The organism is Nonomuraea sp. B1E8 (assembly GCF_039871515.1).
Lineage (GTDB): Bacteria > Actinomycetota > Actinomycetes > Streptosporangiales > Streptosporangiaceae > Nonomuraea.
Map to the genome: position 1 here is coordinate 1 of NZ_JBDPLS010000007.1, position 16,659 is coordinate 16,659.

At 72.7% G+C, this 16,659-nt stretch carries 15 protein-coding genes; 5 read left to right on the plus strand and 10 right to left on the minus strand.

The annotated features are described in order from the left end of the window. Window positions 1-52: 52 nt before the first annotated feature. Both ABGA98_RS23165 and ABGA98_RS23170 read right to left on the minus strand, forming a co-directional pair. Window positions 53-922, minus strand: a complete 870-nt coding sequence (locus ABGA98_RS23165; protein ID WP_347620473.1) for an aldo/keto reductase — start codon at window positions 920-922, stop codon at window positions 53-55. Window positions 923-1,010: 88 nt separating this feature from the next. Continuing rightward, window positions 1,011-2,102: an acyltransferase gene (locus tag ABGA98_RS23170; RefSeq protein WP_347620474.1), complete on the minus strand. Its 1,092-nt coding sequence runs from the start codon at window positions 2,100-2,102 to the stop codon at window positions 1,011-1,013. A 133-nt stretch (window positions 2,103-2,235) separates the two neighbouring features. Between ABGA98_RS23170 and ABGA98_RS23175 the strand changes: the two genes are divergently transcribed. Beyond that, complete coding sequence (locus ABGA98_RS23175; RefSeq protein WP_347620475.1) at window positions 2,236-2,388, plus strand: hypothetical protein; 153 nt, start codon at window positions 2,236-2,238, stop codon at window positions 2,386-2,388. Between the two features lie 3 nt (window positions 2,389-2,391). On the opposite strand, the gene ABGA98_RS23180 is transcribed toward ABGA98_RS23175, so the two are convergent. The 3 genes from ABGA98_RS23180 to ABGA98_RS23190 all read right to left on the minus strand — a co-directional run bounded on the left by ABGA98_RS23180 (window position 2,392) and on the right by ABGA98_RS23190 (window position 4,845). Next, window positions 2,392-2,925 (minus strand): GrpB family protein, encoded by a 534-nt coding sequence (locus ABGA98_RS23180; protein WP_347620476.1) that lies wholly within the window; start codon window positions 2,923-2,925, stop codon window positions 2,392-2,394. Between the two features lie 116 nt (window positions 2,926-3,041). Beyond that, the gene (locus ABGA98_RS23185; protein WP_347620477.1) at window positions 3,042-3,950 is read right to left on the minus strand and encodes an aldo/keto reductase; all 909 of its coding nucleotides are present in this window, start codon (window positions 3,948-3,950) and stop codon (window positions 3,042-3,044) included. A gap of 70 nt (window positions 3,951-4,020) precedes the next feature. Continuing rightward, the gene (locus ABGA98_RS23190; RefSeq protein ID WP_347620478.1) at window positions 4,021-4,845 is read right to left on the minus strand and encodes an isocitrate lyase/phosphoenolpyruvate mutase family protein; all 825 of its coding nucleotides are present in this window, start codon (window positions 4,843-4,845) and stop codon (window positions 4,021-4,023) included. A 94-nt stretch (window positions 4,846-4,939) separates the two neighbouring features. Between ABGA98_RS23190 and ABGA98_RS23195 the strand changes: the two genes are divergently transcribed. Next, window positions 4,940-5,860 (plus strand): LysR family transcriptional regulator, encoded by a 921-nt coding sequence (locus ABGA98_RS23195; protein ID WP_347620479.1) that lies wholly within the window; start codon window positions 4,940-4,942, stop codon window positions 5,858-5,860. 23 nt (window positions 5,861-5,883) lie between these two features. Here the strand turns inward: ABGA98_RS23195 and ABGA98_RS23200 are convergent, their stop codons facing one another. Both ABGA98_RS23200 and ABGA98_RS23205 read right to left on the minus strand, forming a co-directional pair. After that, window positions 5,884-6,333, minus strand: a complete 450-nt coding sequence (locus ABGA98_RS23200; RefSeq protein ID WP_347620480.1) for a hypothetical protein — start codon at window positions 6,331-6,333, stop codon at window positions 5,884-5,886. Between the two features lie 68 nt (window positions 6,334-6,401). After that, window positions 6,402-8,519 carry a SpoIIE family protein phosphatase gene (locus ABGA98_RS23205; RefSeq protein WP_347620481.1) on the minus strand — a complete coding sequence of 706 codons (2,118 nt, stop codon included), beginning with the start codon at window positions 8,517-8,519 and terminating at the stop codon, window positions 6,402-6,404. A 329-nt stretch (window positions 8,520-8,848) separates the two neighbouring features. Between ABGA98_RS23205 and ABGA98_RS23210 the strand changes: the two genes are divergently transcribed. Further along, the gene (locus ABGA98_RS23210) at window positions 8,849-9,376 is read left to right on the plus strand and encodes a hypothetical protein (RefSeq protein ID WP_347620482.1); all 528 of its coding nucleotides are present in this window, start codon (window positions 8,849-8,851) and stop codon (window positions 9,374-9,376) included. A gap of 220 nt (window positions 9,377-9,596) precedes the next feature. Here the strand turns inward: ABGA98_RS23210 and ABGA98_RS23215 are convergent, their stop codons facing one another. Next, entirely contained in the window at window positions 9,597-9,983 is a 387-nt protein-coding gene (locus ABGA98_RS23215; RefSeq protein WP_347620483.1) for a hypothetical protein, read from the minus strand. Window positions 9,984-10,372: 389 nt separating this feature from the next. On the opposite strand from ABGA98_RS23215, the gene ABGA98_RS23220 reads away from it, so the two are divergent. Further along, a complete protein-coding gene (locus tag ABGA98_RS23220; RefSeq protein ID WP_347620484.1) occupies window positions 10,373-11,641 on the plus strand; it encodes a polysaccharide deacetylase family protein in 1,269 nt (422 codons plus the stop codon). On the opposite strand, the gene ABGA98_RS23225 is transcribed toward ABGA98_RS23220, so the two are convergent. Further along, window positions 11,608-12,648, minus strand: a complete 1,041-nt coding sequence (locus ABGA98_RS23225; RefSeq protein WP_347620485.1) for a glycosyltransferase family 4 protein — start codon at window positions 12,646-12,648, stop codon at window positions 11,608-11,610. The genes ABGA98_RS23220 and ABGA98_RS23225 overlap by 34 nt on opposite strands. Further along, window positions 12,645-15,437 (minus strand): methyltransferase domain-containing protein, encoded by a 2,793-nt coding sequence (locus ABGA98_RS23230; protein WP_347620486.1) that lies wholly within the window; start codon window positions 15,435-15,437, stop codon window positions 12,645-12,647. The genes ABGA98_RS23225 and ABGA98_RS23230 overlap by 4 nt, the downstream gene beginning before the upstream one ends. Window positions 15,438-15,529: 92 nt before the next feature. Between ABGA98_RS23230 and ABGA98_RS23235 the strand changes: the two genes are divergently transcribed. Then, window positions 15,530-16,636, plus strand: coding sequence for a D-glucuronyl C5-epimerase family protein (locus tag ABGA98_RS23235; RefSeq protein WP_347620487.1), 1,107 nt, complete (start codon window positions 15,530-15,532; stop codon window positions 16,634-16,636). The last annotated feature ends 23 nt before the right edge of the window (window positions 16,637-16,659 follow it).

The window sequence follows — 16,659 nt, forward strand, 5'->3', positions numbered from 1 at the left end:
GTGAACGGGGGCGGGCGCCGCCCCGGTTCACGGCGAGCGCCCGCCGGGTGCCTCAGCCGAGGCGGGCCAGCTCCTCCGCGCTGAGCTCCAGATCCACGGCCGCGATCGAGTCGAGAATGCTCTCCGGGCGGCTGGCACCGGGAATGGGGATGACCACGGGGCTGCGGGCGAGTTCCCAGGCCAGGCAGACCTGGTGCGGGGAGACGCCGTGGTCCTTCGCGATCTCGGAGAAGGCGGCGTACCGCTCGCTCAGCTCGCCGGTGCGCCCGATGCCGCCCAGCGGAGACCAGGGCAGGAAGGCCAGGCCCAGCTCGGCGCAGACGCCGATCTCGGGCTCGCTGGAGCGGAACCGCGGCGAATACTCGTTCTGCACGCTGACCAGGCCGTCGCCCAGGATGTCGTGGGCGAGCCTGATCTGCTGCGGATCGGCGTTCGAGATGCCCGCCATCTGGATCTTGCCGGCGTCGAGCAGGTCCTTCAGCGCGCCCATGGTCTCCTCGTACGGGACCGTGGTGTCGGGCCGGTGGTGCTGGTAGAGGCCGATGCTGTCGACGCCGAGGGCCTTGAGCGAGCGGTCGCAGGCCTGCTTGAGGTGCGACGGGCGGCCGTCCCTGTCCCAGCCGCCGTCCGGCGTGCGGGTGCACCCGCCCTTGGTGGCGACGAGCACGGTGCCGGCGTCGCCCGCCCACAGGCCCAGGGCCTTGGCGACCAGGCGTTCGTTGTGGCCGACGTCGTCGTGCGAAGGGGTGTAGGCGTCCGCCGTGTCGATCAGCGTGACGCCGGCGTCCAGGGCCGCGAGGATGGTACGGATCGACTGGGCCTCGTCGGGCATGTGCCCGGCCACCGACATGGGCATGGCGCCGAGCCCGACGGCTGAGACGTGGCGCTGGCCGATGGCGCGTGTTGTGCGGGAATTGCGCATGAGTACACCTTGTCGGCTGGAGTGCACTCCAGGTCAATTCCCAGGTGTCCGTGTGCCCTCGCGGTCACGGGCGGGCGGCGGTCAGGTGTCAGCCGAGGCGCTGGGCGGGGGCCTCGATGAGGCGGTGGGTCAGGAGGCTGAGCGGGATCAGGACGAGGAAGTACAGCGCCAGGTCCGGGATCACGTGCAGCAGGATCGGGTGCAGCAGGTAGAGGGAGAAGCTGATCACGCCGAGCTGCGGCAGCCAGCGGGGGAACGCCCGCCCGCGCAGCGCGAGCCCGAGCGCGAAGGTGCCGAAGGCCAGCACGAGCGCCGTCGCCCAGGCGGGATCGTCCTTGGCGGGGATCCCGCAGGTCAGCACCGCCGCCGTGGCGAGGGCGGCGGCACGCCAGGAGATCGTGCCGCGCTCGGCCCGGTACACCGCCGTGCCCGCGAACATCGACGCCAGGATGATCACGCCCTGCCAGGTGCCGCCCCGGCTGCCGAGGATCACGAGCGCCAGCCCGAGCAGGCCGCCGGCGCCCGCGGCGACGGCCCGGGCCCGGCCCCGGCAGAAGGCGGTCGCCGCGATGGCGGCGACGACCGCGAGGCCGAGCAGCGCTGCCGCCAGGTCGGCGGCGCCGTTGATCGAGGCTTTCGGCAGCAGCAGTCCCAGGGGTACGGCCAGCAGCGCCAGGCCGGCGGCGAGCCCGGCCGACCGGTGCGCCTGCCGGACCGTGAACAGCGCGACGCACATCAGGTAGAACGCCATCTCGTACGAGAGCGTCCACATCACGCCGATGACGGCGGGCAGGTTGAGCAGCTCCTGCAGCATCGTCAGGTTGCCCAGCAGGACCAACGCCAGAGGCCGCCGGCCGAGTTCCGGTTCGGGGGCGAGCAGGCCGGCGCAGGCGAGCAGGAGCACGAGGCCGCACGCGGCCAGCAGCAGCGGGAGGAGGCGGAAGGCCCGGCCGGCCCAGAAGGCGCGCAGGTCCCCGCGCCGCTCCAGGGAGGCGGGGATGATGTACCCGCTGACCAGGAAGAACACGAACACGCCCCACGTGCCGAAATCGATCAGGCGGTCCACTTCCGCCCAGGCGGCGGGGATGTAGGTCCAGCCGGCGTGGTGCATGGTGACGGCCAGCGCTGCCGGCCCCCGCAGGGCGTCCAGCCAGGCCAGCCGGTGGGGGGCCGCGAACATCTGACGGATTCTAGGTCATAAGTGACTATTTGCCGCCTTTGGTGAGGATGGCGCTGAACCGCCCTGCCGGGACCGTGCGTACCTCGAATGTGCGTTGCCGCCAGCATGGTCACGGGTCGTCCGCTGTGGGACCATGTGGGCCCACGCACCACGGTCGCCGGGACCGCCGGCGTCCTCGGCCGGGGCCGTCTACCTGATCGCGCCGCTGGCCGTGCGGCTGGCCCTGGAACGGCAGGCGGCGCCGGTACGGGCCCGCGCGCGGGTCACGGGGCCGCGCGGCGGCTGACGTTCACTCCTCCCACACCGGGACGCGGGGCAGGCCGCGCGCCTGGCGGGCCTCGTCGACGAGCCGCTGGATCAGGTCGGTCTTGCCCCGGGTGTAGGCCGCGGCGTCCACGTCGCCGCCGGCCAGGTGGCGCTTGAGCGCGGCGTACTCGGCGGCCGCCCGCGGGTCGGCCCTGAGATGGTCGCGCAGCAGCCGTTCGTTACGGGTGTCCCACGTGCCGGCCGTCACCACGTGCAGGTGGTGGCTGCGCCGGCCCGAGGCGTCGGCACGGAAGTAGAACAGCCGCTCCCGCATGCCCGTCTCCTCGCTCCGGTAGCCGAGGCCCGCCAGCGCCCGCTCATGATCAGCCACCGCTTCCAGGGCTGCCACGGAGGCCATCAGGTCGATGATCGGCTTGGCCGCGAGGCCGGGCACGGACGTGCTCCCCACGTGCTCGATCTCCAGGAACACACCCGGCAGCGCCGCGACCAGCTCCTCGCACGCCTGCTCCGCCAGCGAGGGCCACCCCGCGTCGTAGTCCACGATGTCAACCGCCATACCTGCCCCAGCTCCTTGTTCGCGTGACTGGTGGGTCATGCCGGAAGATTCTCCGCCATTCGGCTGCGGGTAGCCAGGCGGGCGGGGGAGAGGCGGCGAGGGACGCGGGGCGGGGGTCAGTCGATCGGCGAGGGAGGCGGGGAGCCGAGCGCCGCCAGGTCCGCCCAGAACCCGTCGGGGATCACGGTGCCGGCGAGGCTCTCCAGCTGGGCCAGCCGTTCGGCCGAGGTGACGCCGACGACGGTGGAGTGGATGCGCGGCTCGGCGAGGGAGAAGTGCAGGGCCGCCGCCGCGAGCGTGATGCCCCACCGCTCGCACAGCGCCTTGAGCCGCTCGACGTGCGCCGCGAACTCAGGAGAGACCCGCCGGTAACCGTACCGTGTGGCGTGCCGTGGCGAGCCGCCCAGGATGCCGCCGCCGAAGGGAGCGGCGTTGAAGACCGTCATGTCCCTTTCCGTGGCGAGCCGCAGGATCTCCTCCGCGCGCCGGTCGACCAGGGTGTAGCGGTTGTGGGTGAGCACCGCGTCGAACGCGTCGGTGCGGATGTAGTCCTCCACCATGGTGCCGCCGCCGACGGCGATGCCGATCGCGCCGACGAGCCCCTGCTCGCGCAGCGCCACCAGGGCGGGCACGGCGCCGCCGCGGGCCATCGCCTCGCTGACCGTGATGGTCATCGGGTCGTGCAGGTGGTAGATCGGCAACGTCTCGACGCCGAGGCGGGAGATCGTCTCCTCCCAGGACCGCATGACCCGGTCACCGTCGAACACGCCGGTGCCGGTGTCGCGGTCGGCCTTGGAGAAGACCGTCACGCCGTCGGGCGCCTGCTTGAGCGCGGCGCCGATCAGGGCCTCCGAGCGCCCGCCGGCGTAGTTGTTGGAGGTGTCCAGCTGGCGGAAGCGGCCCGACACCATCTTCTCGGCCAGCGCCTCGTCGCCGGGGTTCGCGCCGAGCGCCGACGTGCCGACGGTCAGCGGCTGGAGGGGCCCGTCGAGGCCGGGCACCCGGCGGCCCTGCTGATCCGTCATGTCCCGCTCCTTGTCACGCGCTCGGCGAAGGTCCTGCCGCCGATCATGCCATGGGCCGTCGAGGCGGCCTTCAGGGGGTGGAGTACGGCGTGAACGCGCGGTACAGCTCGGACATCGGGGGCACGTCGGCGACGAACCCGAACCGGCCGTCGCGCATCTGCTCGGCGGCGTCGAGGAACGAGCCGAGCGCGAACCGGGAGAGCGCGCCCCCGATGCTCACCCTCCGCACCCCGATCTCGGCGAGCTGCTCCAGCGTGATCGCCGGGTCGGCGAAGCCCATCACCACGTTCACCGGCCTGCCGACGGAGGAGACGACCGCCCGCATCTCGTCGAGCGTGCGCAACCCCGGCGCGTAGAGGACGTCGGCGCCCGCCTCCTCGAACGCCTGGAGGCGCCTGATGGCGTCGTCGAGGTCGCCGGCGTCGTACAGCAGGCCTTCCGCCCTGGCGGTCAGGACGAGCGGGACGGGCAGCCCGCGCGTGACCTCGACGGCCGCCCGCACGCGCTCGACGGCGAGCCCGAAGTCGTAGATCGGTGTCCGGCGGTCACCGGTGGCGTCCTCGATGGACGCGCCGGCCACGCCGCACGCCCACGCGTCCGCGATCATCTGGGCCGCTTCGGCGGGGTCGTCGGCGAAGCCGTTCTCCAGGTCGGCGTTGACGGGCAGCGGGGTCGCCTCGCTGAGGACGCGGCAGTTGTCGAGGACGTCCTGCCGGGTGGCCCGGGTGCGGCCGGCCTGGTTGGCCACGCCGAGGCTGGTGGTGGCGAGGGCGTCGAAGCCCAGGGAGGCCAGCAGCCGGGCCGTGCCGGCGTCCCACGGGTTGGGGAGCAGGAGCGGCCCGGGGCCTTCGTGGAGGGCCCGGAATCGTGTCGCGCGGGCCGTCTGGTCGGTCATGATGCTCTCCCATCTGCGGTTACGCGTTCACTCTGGCCTCTCGTCGATAGATCAGTCAAATGCATGATAAGGATGCAGTCCATCAGGAATACTGATGAATGTGACAGTCGAGGAGATCGAGGCGTTCGCCGCCATCGCCGAGCTGGGCGGGTTCACGGAGGCGTCCAGGAAGCTCAACCGGTCGCAGCCCGCCATCAGCCGCCGCATCCGCGAGCTGGAGCAGTCGCTGGGCACCGCCCTGTTCGAGCGGACCGGCCGCCGGGTGGCGCTCACCGACGCGGGCCGGGCGCTCCTGCCGTACGCGGAGGCCGCCCTGGCGGCGATGCGCGACGGAAAGCGGGCCGTACGCGACGCGGCCGAGCGGCCCGGCGGCGCCCAGACGCTCAGCCTGGCCATCGTCGGCACCCTGGCCGACTCGCACATCGTCGACGCGCTGCGCACGTTCGAGTCGAGGTTCCCCGAGGCCTCGGTCGAGTTGCGCACCGCGACGAGCCGCGAGGTGAGCGCGCTCGTCCGCGGCGGCGAGGCGTCTCTCGGCCTGCGCTATTTCCCCGACGCCGACCCCACGCTGGAGTCGATCCCGCTCGGCGTCGAGAACCTCCTGGTCGTCGTGCCCGCCGCGCATCCGGTCACCGCCCGCCGCCTGCCGGACCTGCGGGCGTTCGAGGGCGACCGCTGGCTGGGCTTCCCGCCCGAGCGGGGCCAGCCCGACTCCTTCGGCCACCTCCTCGGCCACCTCCTGCCCGCGTCGGGGCTGGTGGGCGCCCCGATCACCAGGGTCGACAGCCTCACCGCGCAGAAGCGCCTGGTGCAGGCCGGTCTCGGCGTCGCCCTCATGCCCATCAGCAGCGTCCGGGAGGAGCTGCGGATCGGCAGCCTGCGGGCGGTCGAGGTGGCGGGCCTGGACGCCGCACTGCCCGTGGTCGTCATCCGCAGGCGGCGCGGCTACCAGAGCCGGCCGGCGGCGGCGTTCCTGCAGGTGCTGCAGGACCACACGCCCCAGCTGCTGGACTGACCGCCTGCCTCTCGGGCCCGCCGTCAGGAGCGCGGGCGGCGGGCCCTCATCGCGGTCGGGAGCGCACCGCGGGTTCTCACGCGGAGCGCGCGCCCGTCGCCCGGCTGCCGCTCCACCGACATGCCGGCCCGGGCCAGCGCGCGCACGCAGGCGCCCAGCCCGCCCCCGGCAGGCTGGTGCCGCTCGGCGAAGGTGACCAGGAAGACGCCGTCGTGCCCGCCCTCGACGGCGAACCCGTCGGCGCCGCCCGTCGCGGCGCATCCTGACCGGCGCAGGAGCGCGCGGATGCGTTCGGCGTCGCGGTCGCGTTCGCTCCACAGGGGCCGGCCGCCGGTTCCCCGCCCGTACGTGGGCCCCTCGTCCGGCTTGGGAATGCCCGGGGACCGGCTGCCGGCCGTATGCGGTGCGCCGTGGACGCCCGGCCGGCCGCGGTCCCCGCCGGCCGCGGGGCGTCCTCGCCAGATCTTCGCCATGGGTCACACCTCCTCGGTCCGCCTCAGGCGGCCTCGCCCCTGCCCCGTACGGCGGGAGCGAAACGGGGTCAGCCAGGGGGCGCGCGGTGCTCCACGAGGAGGAGCGCGATGTCGTCCGCGCGCTGGCTGGTGTGCGGGGCGTGGTTGAGCAGCGTGTCGCTGAGCTCGTGGACGGGCTCGCCCGCGGCGCGGCCGAAGTGTTCCGCGAGCTCGCTGATGGCCTGGCCCAGGTCGACGCCGGGGATTTCGACGAGGCCGTCGGTATAGAGGGCGAGGACGGCGCCCGGCGGAAACGGCACCTGGACGGTGGGATATTCGGCGTCGGCCTGGACGCCGAGCAGGATGCCGGCAGGCACGTCGACGACCTCGGCGGGCTGGCCCGGCGGGCGCAGCAGGGGCGGCGGGTGCCCCGCGCTGGCGGCCCACAGCGTGCGCAGCCGCAGGTCGAAGTAGATGAGCAGGCAGCTGGTGAACAGGTCGGGGTCCAGGTCCATGAGCAGGCGGTTGGTGAGCTTGAGCACGTCGCCCGGGCTCGCTCCCGCGGCCGCGTAGGCGTGGATGGCGGTCCTGACCTGCCCCATGAGCGCGGCGGCCGTCACGTTGTGGCCCTGGACGTCCCCGATGATCGCCGCAGCCTTGGTGTCGCCCAGACGGATCAGGTCGTAGAAGTCGCCGCCGATCTCCACGCCGCGGGTGGCGGGCACGTAGCGGGCGGCCACGTCCAGCCCGTCGATCTTGGGCAGCCTGCGGGGGAGGAGCGAGGTCTGGAGGGTGTGGGCGAGCCGGTCCTTGGCGTCGTAGAGCAGGGCCCGGTCCAGGGCCTGGGCGATGAGCCCGGCCATCGCGGTGAGGCTGGCCCGCGTCTCGTCGGTGAACGGGTAGGGCCCGTCGAACGAGAGCAGGCACACGCCGGCGACGGTCTCGGAGGTGCGCAGCGGCAGGAACGCCCAGGCGGCCATCCCGTCACTGACCTCGGCTCGCGGATATTTCCGGCGCAGCTCGTCCACATCGGAGAAGAAGGCGGGCTCGCCGGTGCGCAGGACGTGCTGCGAAGGGGTGGCCGAGGTCAGCGGCCGGCGGCTGAAACGTTCGGGGACGCCGGGATCGTAGCCGTGCGAGCCGACGACCTTCAGCCTCCCGCCCTCGGCCACCATGATCGCCAGCGCCCGCGCGTCGAACACCGGCATGACGTGGTCGGCGACCATGTCGACGATCTCCTGCACGTCGAGGGTCCGGCTCAGCGCCGCCGCGAGGTGGAGCAGGTTGTAGAAGACGTCCGCGCGGGGCAGGCTGACGCCGCCGGCGCCGGGCGCGTCCTGCCGCCGGGCCGATCGGTCGGCCGCCGCCTCGGTGATGTACAGGCTGAGGCCGGACGGGTCCGGATGCAGGCTGATGTGCAGGGGACGGCCGGCCGGGCCCCGGACGAGGCAGGACGTGGCCTCCTGGCTGACGGCCGCCGCGCGGCAGCGGTCCTCGAACAGCGGGTCCTTCAGCCACGCCGCCGCCTCCCAGAGCCGCTCGCCCACCTTGCCCGTCAGGTCTCCGCCGAGCAGGTCGGCCGCCCCCGCGCCGACGAAGGTGAGCCGGCCCTCCAGGTCAAGGCCCACGCAGCCGTCGCGGAGCCGGTCCAGGTAGCCGGCCGAGGCCAGGGCATGGTGCACGTCCGGCACCCCGGCCCACGCGGGGGTGAGGACGCGCGGCTCGTCCCCGGCGTGCGGCGGGCGCCCGCCGCGCACCGCCTGCCCCATGAGGTCGCCGAGCCTGCGGGTGGCGTCGTCGATGCTGTCCCGCTCATGAGGGGCGAGGTCCGGCGGGTGCGACGGCGGCCACATCAGGACCAGGGAGCCCCACACGTCCCCGTTCGACTGGATCGGGGTGGCGACCGCGGCGAACGGGTACGGCAGCGCGATCGCCGTCGCCGGGTAACGGTGGGCGAGTTCCTGGTAGCCCGGCACCCAGACGAGCCGGCGCTCGCGTACGGAGGCCGACACCGGGACGCCCGCGCCCACCCGTACCCGCGTCCATGGCTTGACGATCTGGGCGGGCAGCCCGGTCTCCGTCTCCATGAGCAGCACCTGGCCGTCGTCGGCCAGCAGGTAGATCGCGCCGATGTGCGCCCCCGTGTCGCGCACGGCCTGGGCCAGCACTTCGTCCACTTCGAAGGCATGGTGCGCGGCAGCGCTCACGACGCCGTCCTGCACGGCCTACCTCGCTCCTGCTCGTGGCGACGACGGTGCTGCGCTCCCATGACCAGCCATAGGCCAACGGTAAGTGCCCCTCCTTCAGATCAAGAACCCGCATTACCGGGTTCTGATGACAAGCTTGCAGAAACTTGGGCATTCCGGACGACGCCTAACAAATGCGACAGACTTTCGGGTGGCGTACGGGTGAACAGCCGAAGACTCCTGCGGTTCGGCGATGGCCGCCCTGTCGATCCTGGTATCTACTAGGTGGCCGATCATGTTTGATTTCTCTACATTTGGCATGATCACAAACCCCCAGGGAGATGTTCACCGTGAAGCGACTTCTCGAAGGAACCCCTTTGCGCGCCGGTGTTGTCGCCGTCGCTCTGGCCGGCGGCATGCTGGCCGCGCCCACCGCAGGGGCGGCGGCGACCGGCGGGCAGGCGGTCGTCTCGGTGTCGCAGGCGGCCGCCTCGACCGCCGCCGCGCGCCCGCGTAACGGAAAGATCATTTATGACCGCTACACCGGTGGCGGCGGAAGGCTGAAGATCAGGAACGGCACCTCGAAGGACGGCGTGGTCACCCTGGTCAAGGGCAGGACCAAGGCGGTGAGCATCTACGTCCGCGCGCGGTCGTCCGCGAGCATCAACGACATCAGGAGCGGCACCTACCGGGTCTACTTCACCACCGGCTACCGGTTCGACACCAAGAAGCGCAAGTTCACCAGGAACGCCTCCTACCAGCGGTTCGACCAGCGGCTGAGGTTCACCTCCACCAGCGGCTGGAGCCTGACGCTCAACCAGGTCAGGGGCGGCAACGCCACGACGCGCTCGGTCAACCCGAAGGACTTCCCGACCTGATGGCACGGTGTTTCTCGTGGCCGGCTACGAGAAACACGTCAGCACTCCGCGCCGCCACCGTCTCGCGCAGGCGGGCGGTGCGGAGACCCGCCGGTGATGCCGGGGATCGTCCTGGCCGGCTCGCCGAAGCGGGAGGCAGGACTTGCGGTGGCGCCGCCGGCACCGTGGGGCCCGGACCAAGGACCGTGCTCCTACCTGCCCGCGTCGAGCCCTCGAGGGCTTAGTAGTGCCTGCCCCATCTGGGTTCGGGGATCCTGACGCGGTGGCGGCAGCCGTCCCACGCGATGCGGCCCAGGTTGATGTGGCCGGTGCAGAGCCGGAAGCCGGTGATCCTGCTGAGCCACGTGCGGCGGGTGCGGCAGCCGCCCTGGGGCGCCTGGGCGGTCCACTCCTGGTCGCGGGTGGTGGTGTACTCGGCCCTGATGGAGGTGTCGTCGCGGACCTTGTCGCACACGGTGATCCGCTTGCGGTCGGCGTCCACGAGGACGGAGCCTTCGCGCGCGTCGTAGGTGGCCACCCGGGGCCCGTCGCCCGCCAGGGCGGGGGCGGCGGCCAGAGCGAGTGTCGCCACGGTCGCCACGGTCGCGGTGAGGACGCGCTCGAGCATGTCTGACTCCCTTGTCCGCAAGAGCCCGGAGCGCTCGCCGTGTCGTGGGTGTTGGTTCCGCTCCGAGAAGAAAGGCGTGAACTCACCCACTGTGACCGCCCATGGGGGAGAAGTCCCGCAGGTCGGCACGCTCCCGATAGGGCTTGGCCAACACTTGGCCGGTCCGGCGGACGGCCCGGGTGCTCTATGCCAGGAGCAGGATGACTCGTGTCACTTTCCTGAGCCGCGAGACTCCTTCTGCTGCTCCTGCGGGTGGGTGGCCAGGGCCTCGACGGTCACAACATCGGAACCGGTCTCACCGCGACAAATGTATTGATGTGGCGGCGGGATCCCATGCGGTAGGCGCCGGCGCGCATGGCAGGATTGTGCGGCCGGGGAGGGGAGGACAGGTGCGTCGTGTGGTGGCGGCGGTCGTGGCGATCGCCCTGGCCGCGGGATGCGGCGGCCCCGGGGCCGCGCCGCAGCCGGGCGCCGGGCCCAGGAGCACCGGGCCCACGGGCGCCGGGCCGGCGAGTGCGGAGCCGACCGGCGGCGCGGTGGTCTCGCTCACCTTCGACGACGGCCTGCGGCGCCAGGAGCGGATGGCGCGGGAGCTGACCGAGCGCGGCATGGCCGGCACCTTCTACGTCCACAGCACCCGCGTCCAGGCCGCCGGCCACCTCGACCGGGCCCAGCTGGCGCGCATGGCGCGGGCGGGGCACGAGATCGGCGGGCACACCCGCACCCACGCCCGGCTGCCCGAGCTCCACCCCGACGAGCAGCGCAGAGAGGTGTGCGGCGACCGGGCGGGGCTGGCCTCCCTGGGCTTCACCGCGAGATCGTTCGCCTACCCGTTCCACGCCGTCGACGCGGCGGCCGAGGCCGTGGTGAAGGAGTGCGGCTACAGCAGCGGCAGGGGCCGGGCGGGCGCCGCAGGGGAGCGGACCGCTCCGGCGGACCCGTACAACCTGAGGACGCCGCTGTCGGTCGGTGCGCGCACCACGCTCGCGCAGGCCCAGCAGTACGTTCTCGCGGCCGAGCGGCGCAAGGGCTGGGCGATCCTCGTCTTCCACGACTACTGCGCCGGCTGCGGCCCGCTGGGGGTCGACCCCGAGCTGTTCACCGGGCTCCTCGACTGGCTGCGGGGCCGCGCGGTCGCCGTGCGCACCGTCGGCGACGTCATCGGCGGCGACGCGCGGCCCGTGCCGCCGGTCAGGGCGCCGTCGATCGTGCTGAACGCCTCGCTGGAGAACTATTTCGGCAAGGAGGGGCTCCCCGACTGCTGGCAGCTCGACGGGAGATCCGCGACGGCCGCGTTCGGCCGGGTGGCGGGCGCGCGCAGCGGGCGCTGGGCCGGCCGCATCGAGGCGAGCGGGAGCGACCCGGCACGGCTCAGGCTGGCGATCAAGCAGGACGGCGGCGCGTGCGCGCCCAGGCCGGGCGAGACCCCGACGGTGTCGGTCTGGTACACGTCGACCGCACCTGTACGGTTCGCGGTCAGCACCCGGTCGGGCGACGGGGTGTGGTCGGGCTGGACCGCCGGCCCCGAGTTTCCCGCCGCGCGCACCTGGCGGCAGGCCACCTGGAAGCCCCGGCTGCCGGACGCCGCCGGGATCAGCTTCGGCCTGGTGCTGGCGGCGCCGGGTCAGGCCACCTTCGACGACTTCGCGCTGCGCTGAAGCACGTTCGCGAAGGCGGCCAGCGCGTACTCCGGATGCGTGCGCTCGCGCACCAGCGAGGCCGTGCTCAGCAGCGCGGCGCGGAAGTCGCGGTCCGACAGCGCCTTGAGCGCCTTGGCCGCCGCGGCCGCCCAGTCGCCCGGCGGGTAGAGGGCCTCCTCGGGGAGGATCTCGGGCAGCGCCCCGACCGACGGCGCGATCACCGGGCAGCCCCGCACCAGCGCCTCGGCGACCGACATGCCGAACGACTCGTCGGTCGTCGTCGAGACGGTCAGGCCGCCGTTCGCCCCGATGGCGGAGTAGAGGGCGGGCATCTGGTCGTAGTCGACGCGCGGCAGCCAGCGGGCCGAGCCGAGGGCGGGCGAGGTGGCGAGCTTGGTGGTCAGCGCGGACACCTCGCTCGCCGGGGCGGTGTACCCGCCGACGAGCAGCGGCGTGACCCTGGGACGCGCGGAGGCGATCCGGTCGAGCAGGTCGGCGGCGGCCCGCCAGCGCTTGTGCCCGTCCAGCTTGCCGATCCAGGCGACCGGGGTGGTGTCGAGCGCGGGCGGGACGGTCTCGGCGTACCAGCGCTCGTCCAGGCAGTTGGGCACCACGCTGATCGGCGACAGCCCCAGCGCCCCCAGCTTGGCGCGCATGTACTCGCTCACGGTCACGATGTGGCCGGGGCTGACGGAGAGCTCGCCCAGATAGGACAGGTTCGCCGTGGTGGTGTGCACCTCGAGGATCAGCGACCCGGGGGAGCCCGCGCGCTGCCACGCCGACAGGAAGCCGGGGCTGTCGATCACGACGAGCACGTCGGGCGCGGCCTGCCTGATGGCGGCCTCGCGAGCCTCGTCGGTGGCCGCCACCCTGGCCACGCCCGGCGGGAAGTGGCCGACCATGCCGTGGTCGGCCTCGTAGAGCACGCCGATCTCGAACTCGGCCGAGAAGTGCGTGTAGCGGTTGAGCAACTGGGTCGACACACCGCCGAGCACGCCGTAGCGGTAGCAGAACAGCACTTTCACCGGCACTCCAGCAGCGTCAGCAGCCCCTCGCGGCCCTTGCGCGCGACCTGTTCGGCCATCTCGGAGTACGCGTCCACCCGGCACTCCCAGGTGTTGACCGCGAGCCAGGCCCGGACCTCGGCGGCGTCGGGCGCCGTGCCGGCGACCTGCGGCAGCGCGGCGACGAACTCCGCCGCGGACTCCGTCACGTGGACGCCCGGGTAGCCGGCGCACTGCGGGAAGTAGGTCGTCAGCACCGGCAGGCCGAGATGCAGGTACTCGTACACCTTGATCGGGTCGACGGCGTCGGCCAGCGCGCCGTTCTTGAACGGGATCAGCGCCAGCGCCCACCCGGTGCTGAGCTCGGCCAGTTCCTGGTGGCCGAGCAGCCCGAGCAGGCGTACGTTCTCCGGCAGCCGCAGGTCGGGGTGCTGGTGGCCGGCCAGCTCGAAGGTGTACTGGGGGTGGGCCCTGGCGGCGCGGAGCACCAGGTCCCAGTCGAACCACTTGTCCGTCAGGTGCCCGAAGTAGCCGATCCTGGTGGCGTCGGGCCGGCGCGGCGAGGGCGGCGCGGGGAAGGCCGGGTCGAGCGCGTTGGCGTTGACGCTCACCGGGCGGCCGCCCAGCGTCTCCATCTTCCTGGCCAGCGGCTCGGAGACCGCGGTGACCACGTCGGCGTGCGCGACGAGGTAACGCTCGAAGCCAGGATGGTACCACTTCGCCATGCCGACCTTGGCGAACTCCTCCCAGTCGTCGCGCGCGTCGTAGATCGTCACCCAGCCGTGCGAGGCGGCGTGGGTCAGCGTCCGCACCATCGTCTCGTGCGGGAACGACGCGAACAGCACCTTGCGCTTGCCGCCGAAGTCCGCGCCCAGCACCTCGTCGAGCAGCTGGGGCGTGAGGTCGATCGGGCTCTGGAACAGCAGCGGATCGGGGTGCGACGGCAGCGGATCGCTGTCGCGCCAGCGGTAGTAGTTGAAGAAGACCGGGCAGTCGCGGCCGAGGTAGACGCGGGTCAGGCGGATGGGCCGGTTGCCCCGGGCCTCCTGCACGAACGTGGTGCCCGAGAACATGAGCACCACCTCGTCGCCCGCGGCCGCCCTGGCACGGTCGATCCACTCGCGCAGCGCGATCCGTACCTCCTGCTCCTGCCGGGGCGGCGCGGCCGCGGCGGGCGGCGGCTCCGAGGCGGGGGACGCCAGGTCACGAGCGGGCGGCAGCGTGACGATCGTGCGGGTCGGCGTGGCAGGGGAGGCCGAGGCCGGCGCCGTCCTGCCCGGCTGCCCCGGATCGGGCCGTCCCGGGCGGCGCAGCTGCCGGTAGACGGAGAGCATGCGCCAGGCTCGCGACGAGCGGATCCTGCTGACCTGCTCGCGGTAGTCCGCCAGCCGGCCGGTCACGGTCTCCAGCTTGTCGCGTAATCGCACGTTCTCCTGGCGCAGCTTCGCCTCGGCCGTGACGAGCTTGTCCAGGCGGTGCTGGGTGAGGGAGTGGCGGTGCCGCTCGCCGTTGTAGACCGTACGGAGCCTGGACAGCTCCGCCTGGTGCGTCCGCTGATCCTCCTCGAGCCCGGCGATGCGCGCGCGCAGGCCGTCGAGCGTGCGCGCGTGCGTGTCATCGGCGGTCCGCGTGGCCTCGCTGTGGGCCGCCTCCGCCGCCTGCAGGTCCTCGGCCTGAGCGCGGACGAGAGCGCGCAGCTCGTCGCGCTGGGCTGCGACGGCGTCGGCCGTCTCGCGGAGCGACTCCATACCGGCGCTCAGCCCGTTGATCGACTCCAGCAGCCGGTCGCGCTCCTCCTCCGCGGCGCCGGCCGCCTCGCGCAGCAGGCCGAGCTCGGTCTCCGCCGCGCGCAGGCCGGCACGCAGGCGGTCGCGGTCGTCCGCAAGAGCGACGAGCCGCTCCTGCAGCTCGTTCCGTTCCGCGGCCGCGCTGCCGGCGAGCTCGGTGGAGAGCCGGGTGACGGTGTCCTGGAGCGACGACAGCTGGTCGAGGACCTGCTGCCCCGCCCCGCTCTCGCCGAGCCGCTCCCTCAGCTCGGCGTTGGCCGCGGTGACGTCACGGTAGAGGCGGTTGGCCCGCGCCAACTTGTCGCGCAGGTCGCGCGCCTGCTCCTCCAGCCGCTCCTCCCGCTGGAGGAAGTCGGCCTCCTCTTGGCTGAGCCGGAAGGCGGGGACGGCGCGCGGGTCCTCCCGCCGTACGGCCACCACGGCGATGTGCCGCGCCAGCACGGTCAGCTCGCCGACCTTGAACAGGGGGTTGATCAGGCGGCGCAGGCCGGCGCGGTAGAAGGTGCGGCGGTGGTCGTGGTGCGGCATCAGCCCATGAGGTACGGACACCAACAGCGTCCCGCCGGGGGCGAGCACCCGGTGCAGCTCGGTCAGCACCGCCCTCGGGTCCGCCACGTGCTCCAGCAGCTCTCCGGCGACGGCCGCGTCGAAGCAGCCGTCGGGGAAGGCGAGGCGCTCGCCGTCGCCGCGCACGAAGGCGAGCCGCCCGGCCGTGCCGCCGGTCGCGCCACTGGCCGTGTCGCCGGTCGTGTCACCGGTCGCCCCACTGGCCGTGTCGACGGGCGGTTCGGCGGCCAGCCCGGCGGCGAAGGCGACGGCCTCCTCCTCGATGTCGACGCCGACCACGTGGTCGCCGCGGCGGGCGGCGAGGATGGTCAGGGTCCCCTGGGAGCAGCCCAGGTCGATAATCCGCCCCGAGGGAAGGCGATCGAGCAGCCAGTGCAGCCGGTTCCTGGTCAGCTCCTGGGTCTCGGGGTCGACATCTATCCCGTTGTAGGCAAAATGGACGCGATCGTGGTTCATGTGGGCTGGGACCCCTGAAGGATGATCAGTGAGGGCCCGACATTACCATTTTCATGAAACAGCCGTTAAGGGCGGTATGCATGGTGCCTGTGGTGCGTAAGCTCATCGTCGCGATGGTCGCCCTGAGCTGTCTGAGCGGGTGCACCACCTCGGAGCCCCCCGCGGCGCGCAGGCCGTCCTCGGTCGCGGCGACGCAGGCCCCGGTCAGCCTCCTGCGGGAGACCGTGTCCGGCCTGCGGGCCGGCGACCAGCTCTACGTGCCGCTCGACGCGCTGGCCAGGCGGCTCGAACTCGCCGTCTCGACCGGCGCCGACGGAGTCGTCAAGGCCGAGTACGTCGAGGACGAGACCCCGCTGATCGACAAGCACGATCCGCGCGGCCCCTGGCTGCACTTCGCCGACGTGGACGTCACCACCTGGCGGCGCATCTCCATCGGGCCGGACGGCATCCCGGTCAGCACGTACGACTTCGGCACCTTCCAGTATCCGGTCGAGGTCGTCCAGTACGGCATGGAGAACTACAGCAAATGGGTCGCCACCGGCGACGAGAAGTACCGGCCGAAGGCCGAGACCGTGGCCCGCTGGCTGCTGGAGCACCAGGACGGCAAGGGCGGCTGGCCGGTGCCCTTCGCGTACTCCTACCGCGACGGGCTGGCGGGCGAGTTACGGGCCGGCTGGTATTCGGGGATGGCCCAGGGCATCGGGGCCGCCTTCCTGGCCAAGATGTACGCCAAGACCGGCGAGTCACGCTACGGCGACGCCGCGCTGCGGGCGCTCGGCCCCCTGACGACCACGGTGGAGAAGGGCGGCGTGCGGCGCGACTTCGAGGGGCACGACTGGTTCGAGGAATACCCGACCCCCACCCCCACGCACGTGCTCAACGGCTACCTGTTCGCCCTGCTCGGCGTGTACGACGTCGGCGAGCTCATGGACGACGCGGCGGCGCGGGAGATGTTCGAGGAGGGCCTCGAAACCCTGGACAGGGTCCTGCCGCTCTACGACCTGTCGTCCAGGACGAGCTACGACCTGCTCCACTACACGCGGACCCCGGCGACGGCGCCCAACCCCGCCCGGTGGAGCTACCACGCGCTGCACGTCACCCAGCTGTCGGCGCTGGACGCGATCACCGGAGGGCGCTACAGCGCGATCGAGGAGCGCTGGCTCGGCTACCTCCACGGCAAGGCCCTGCCCGGCAACTAGCTGTACAGTCCACTGACCGATCC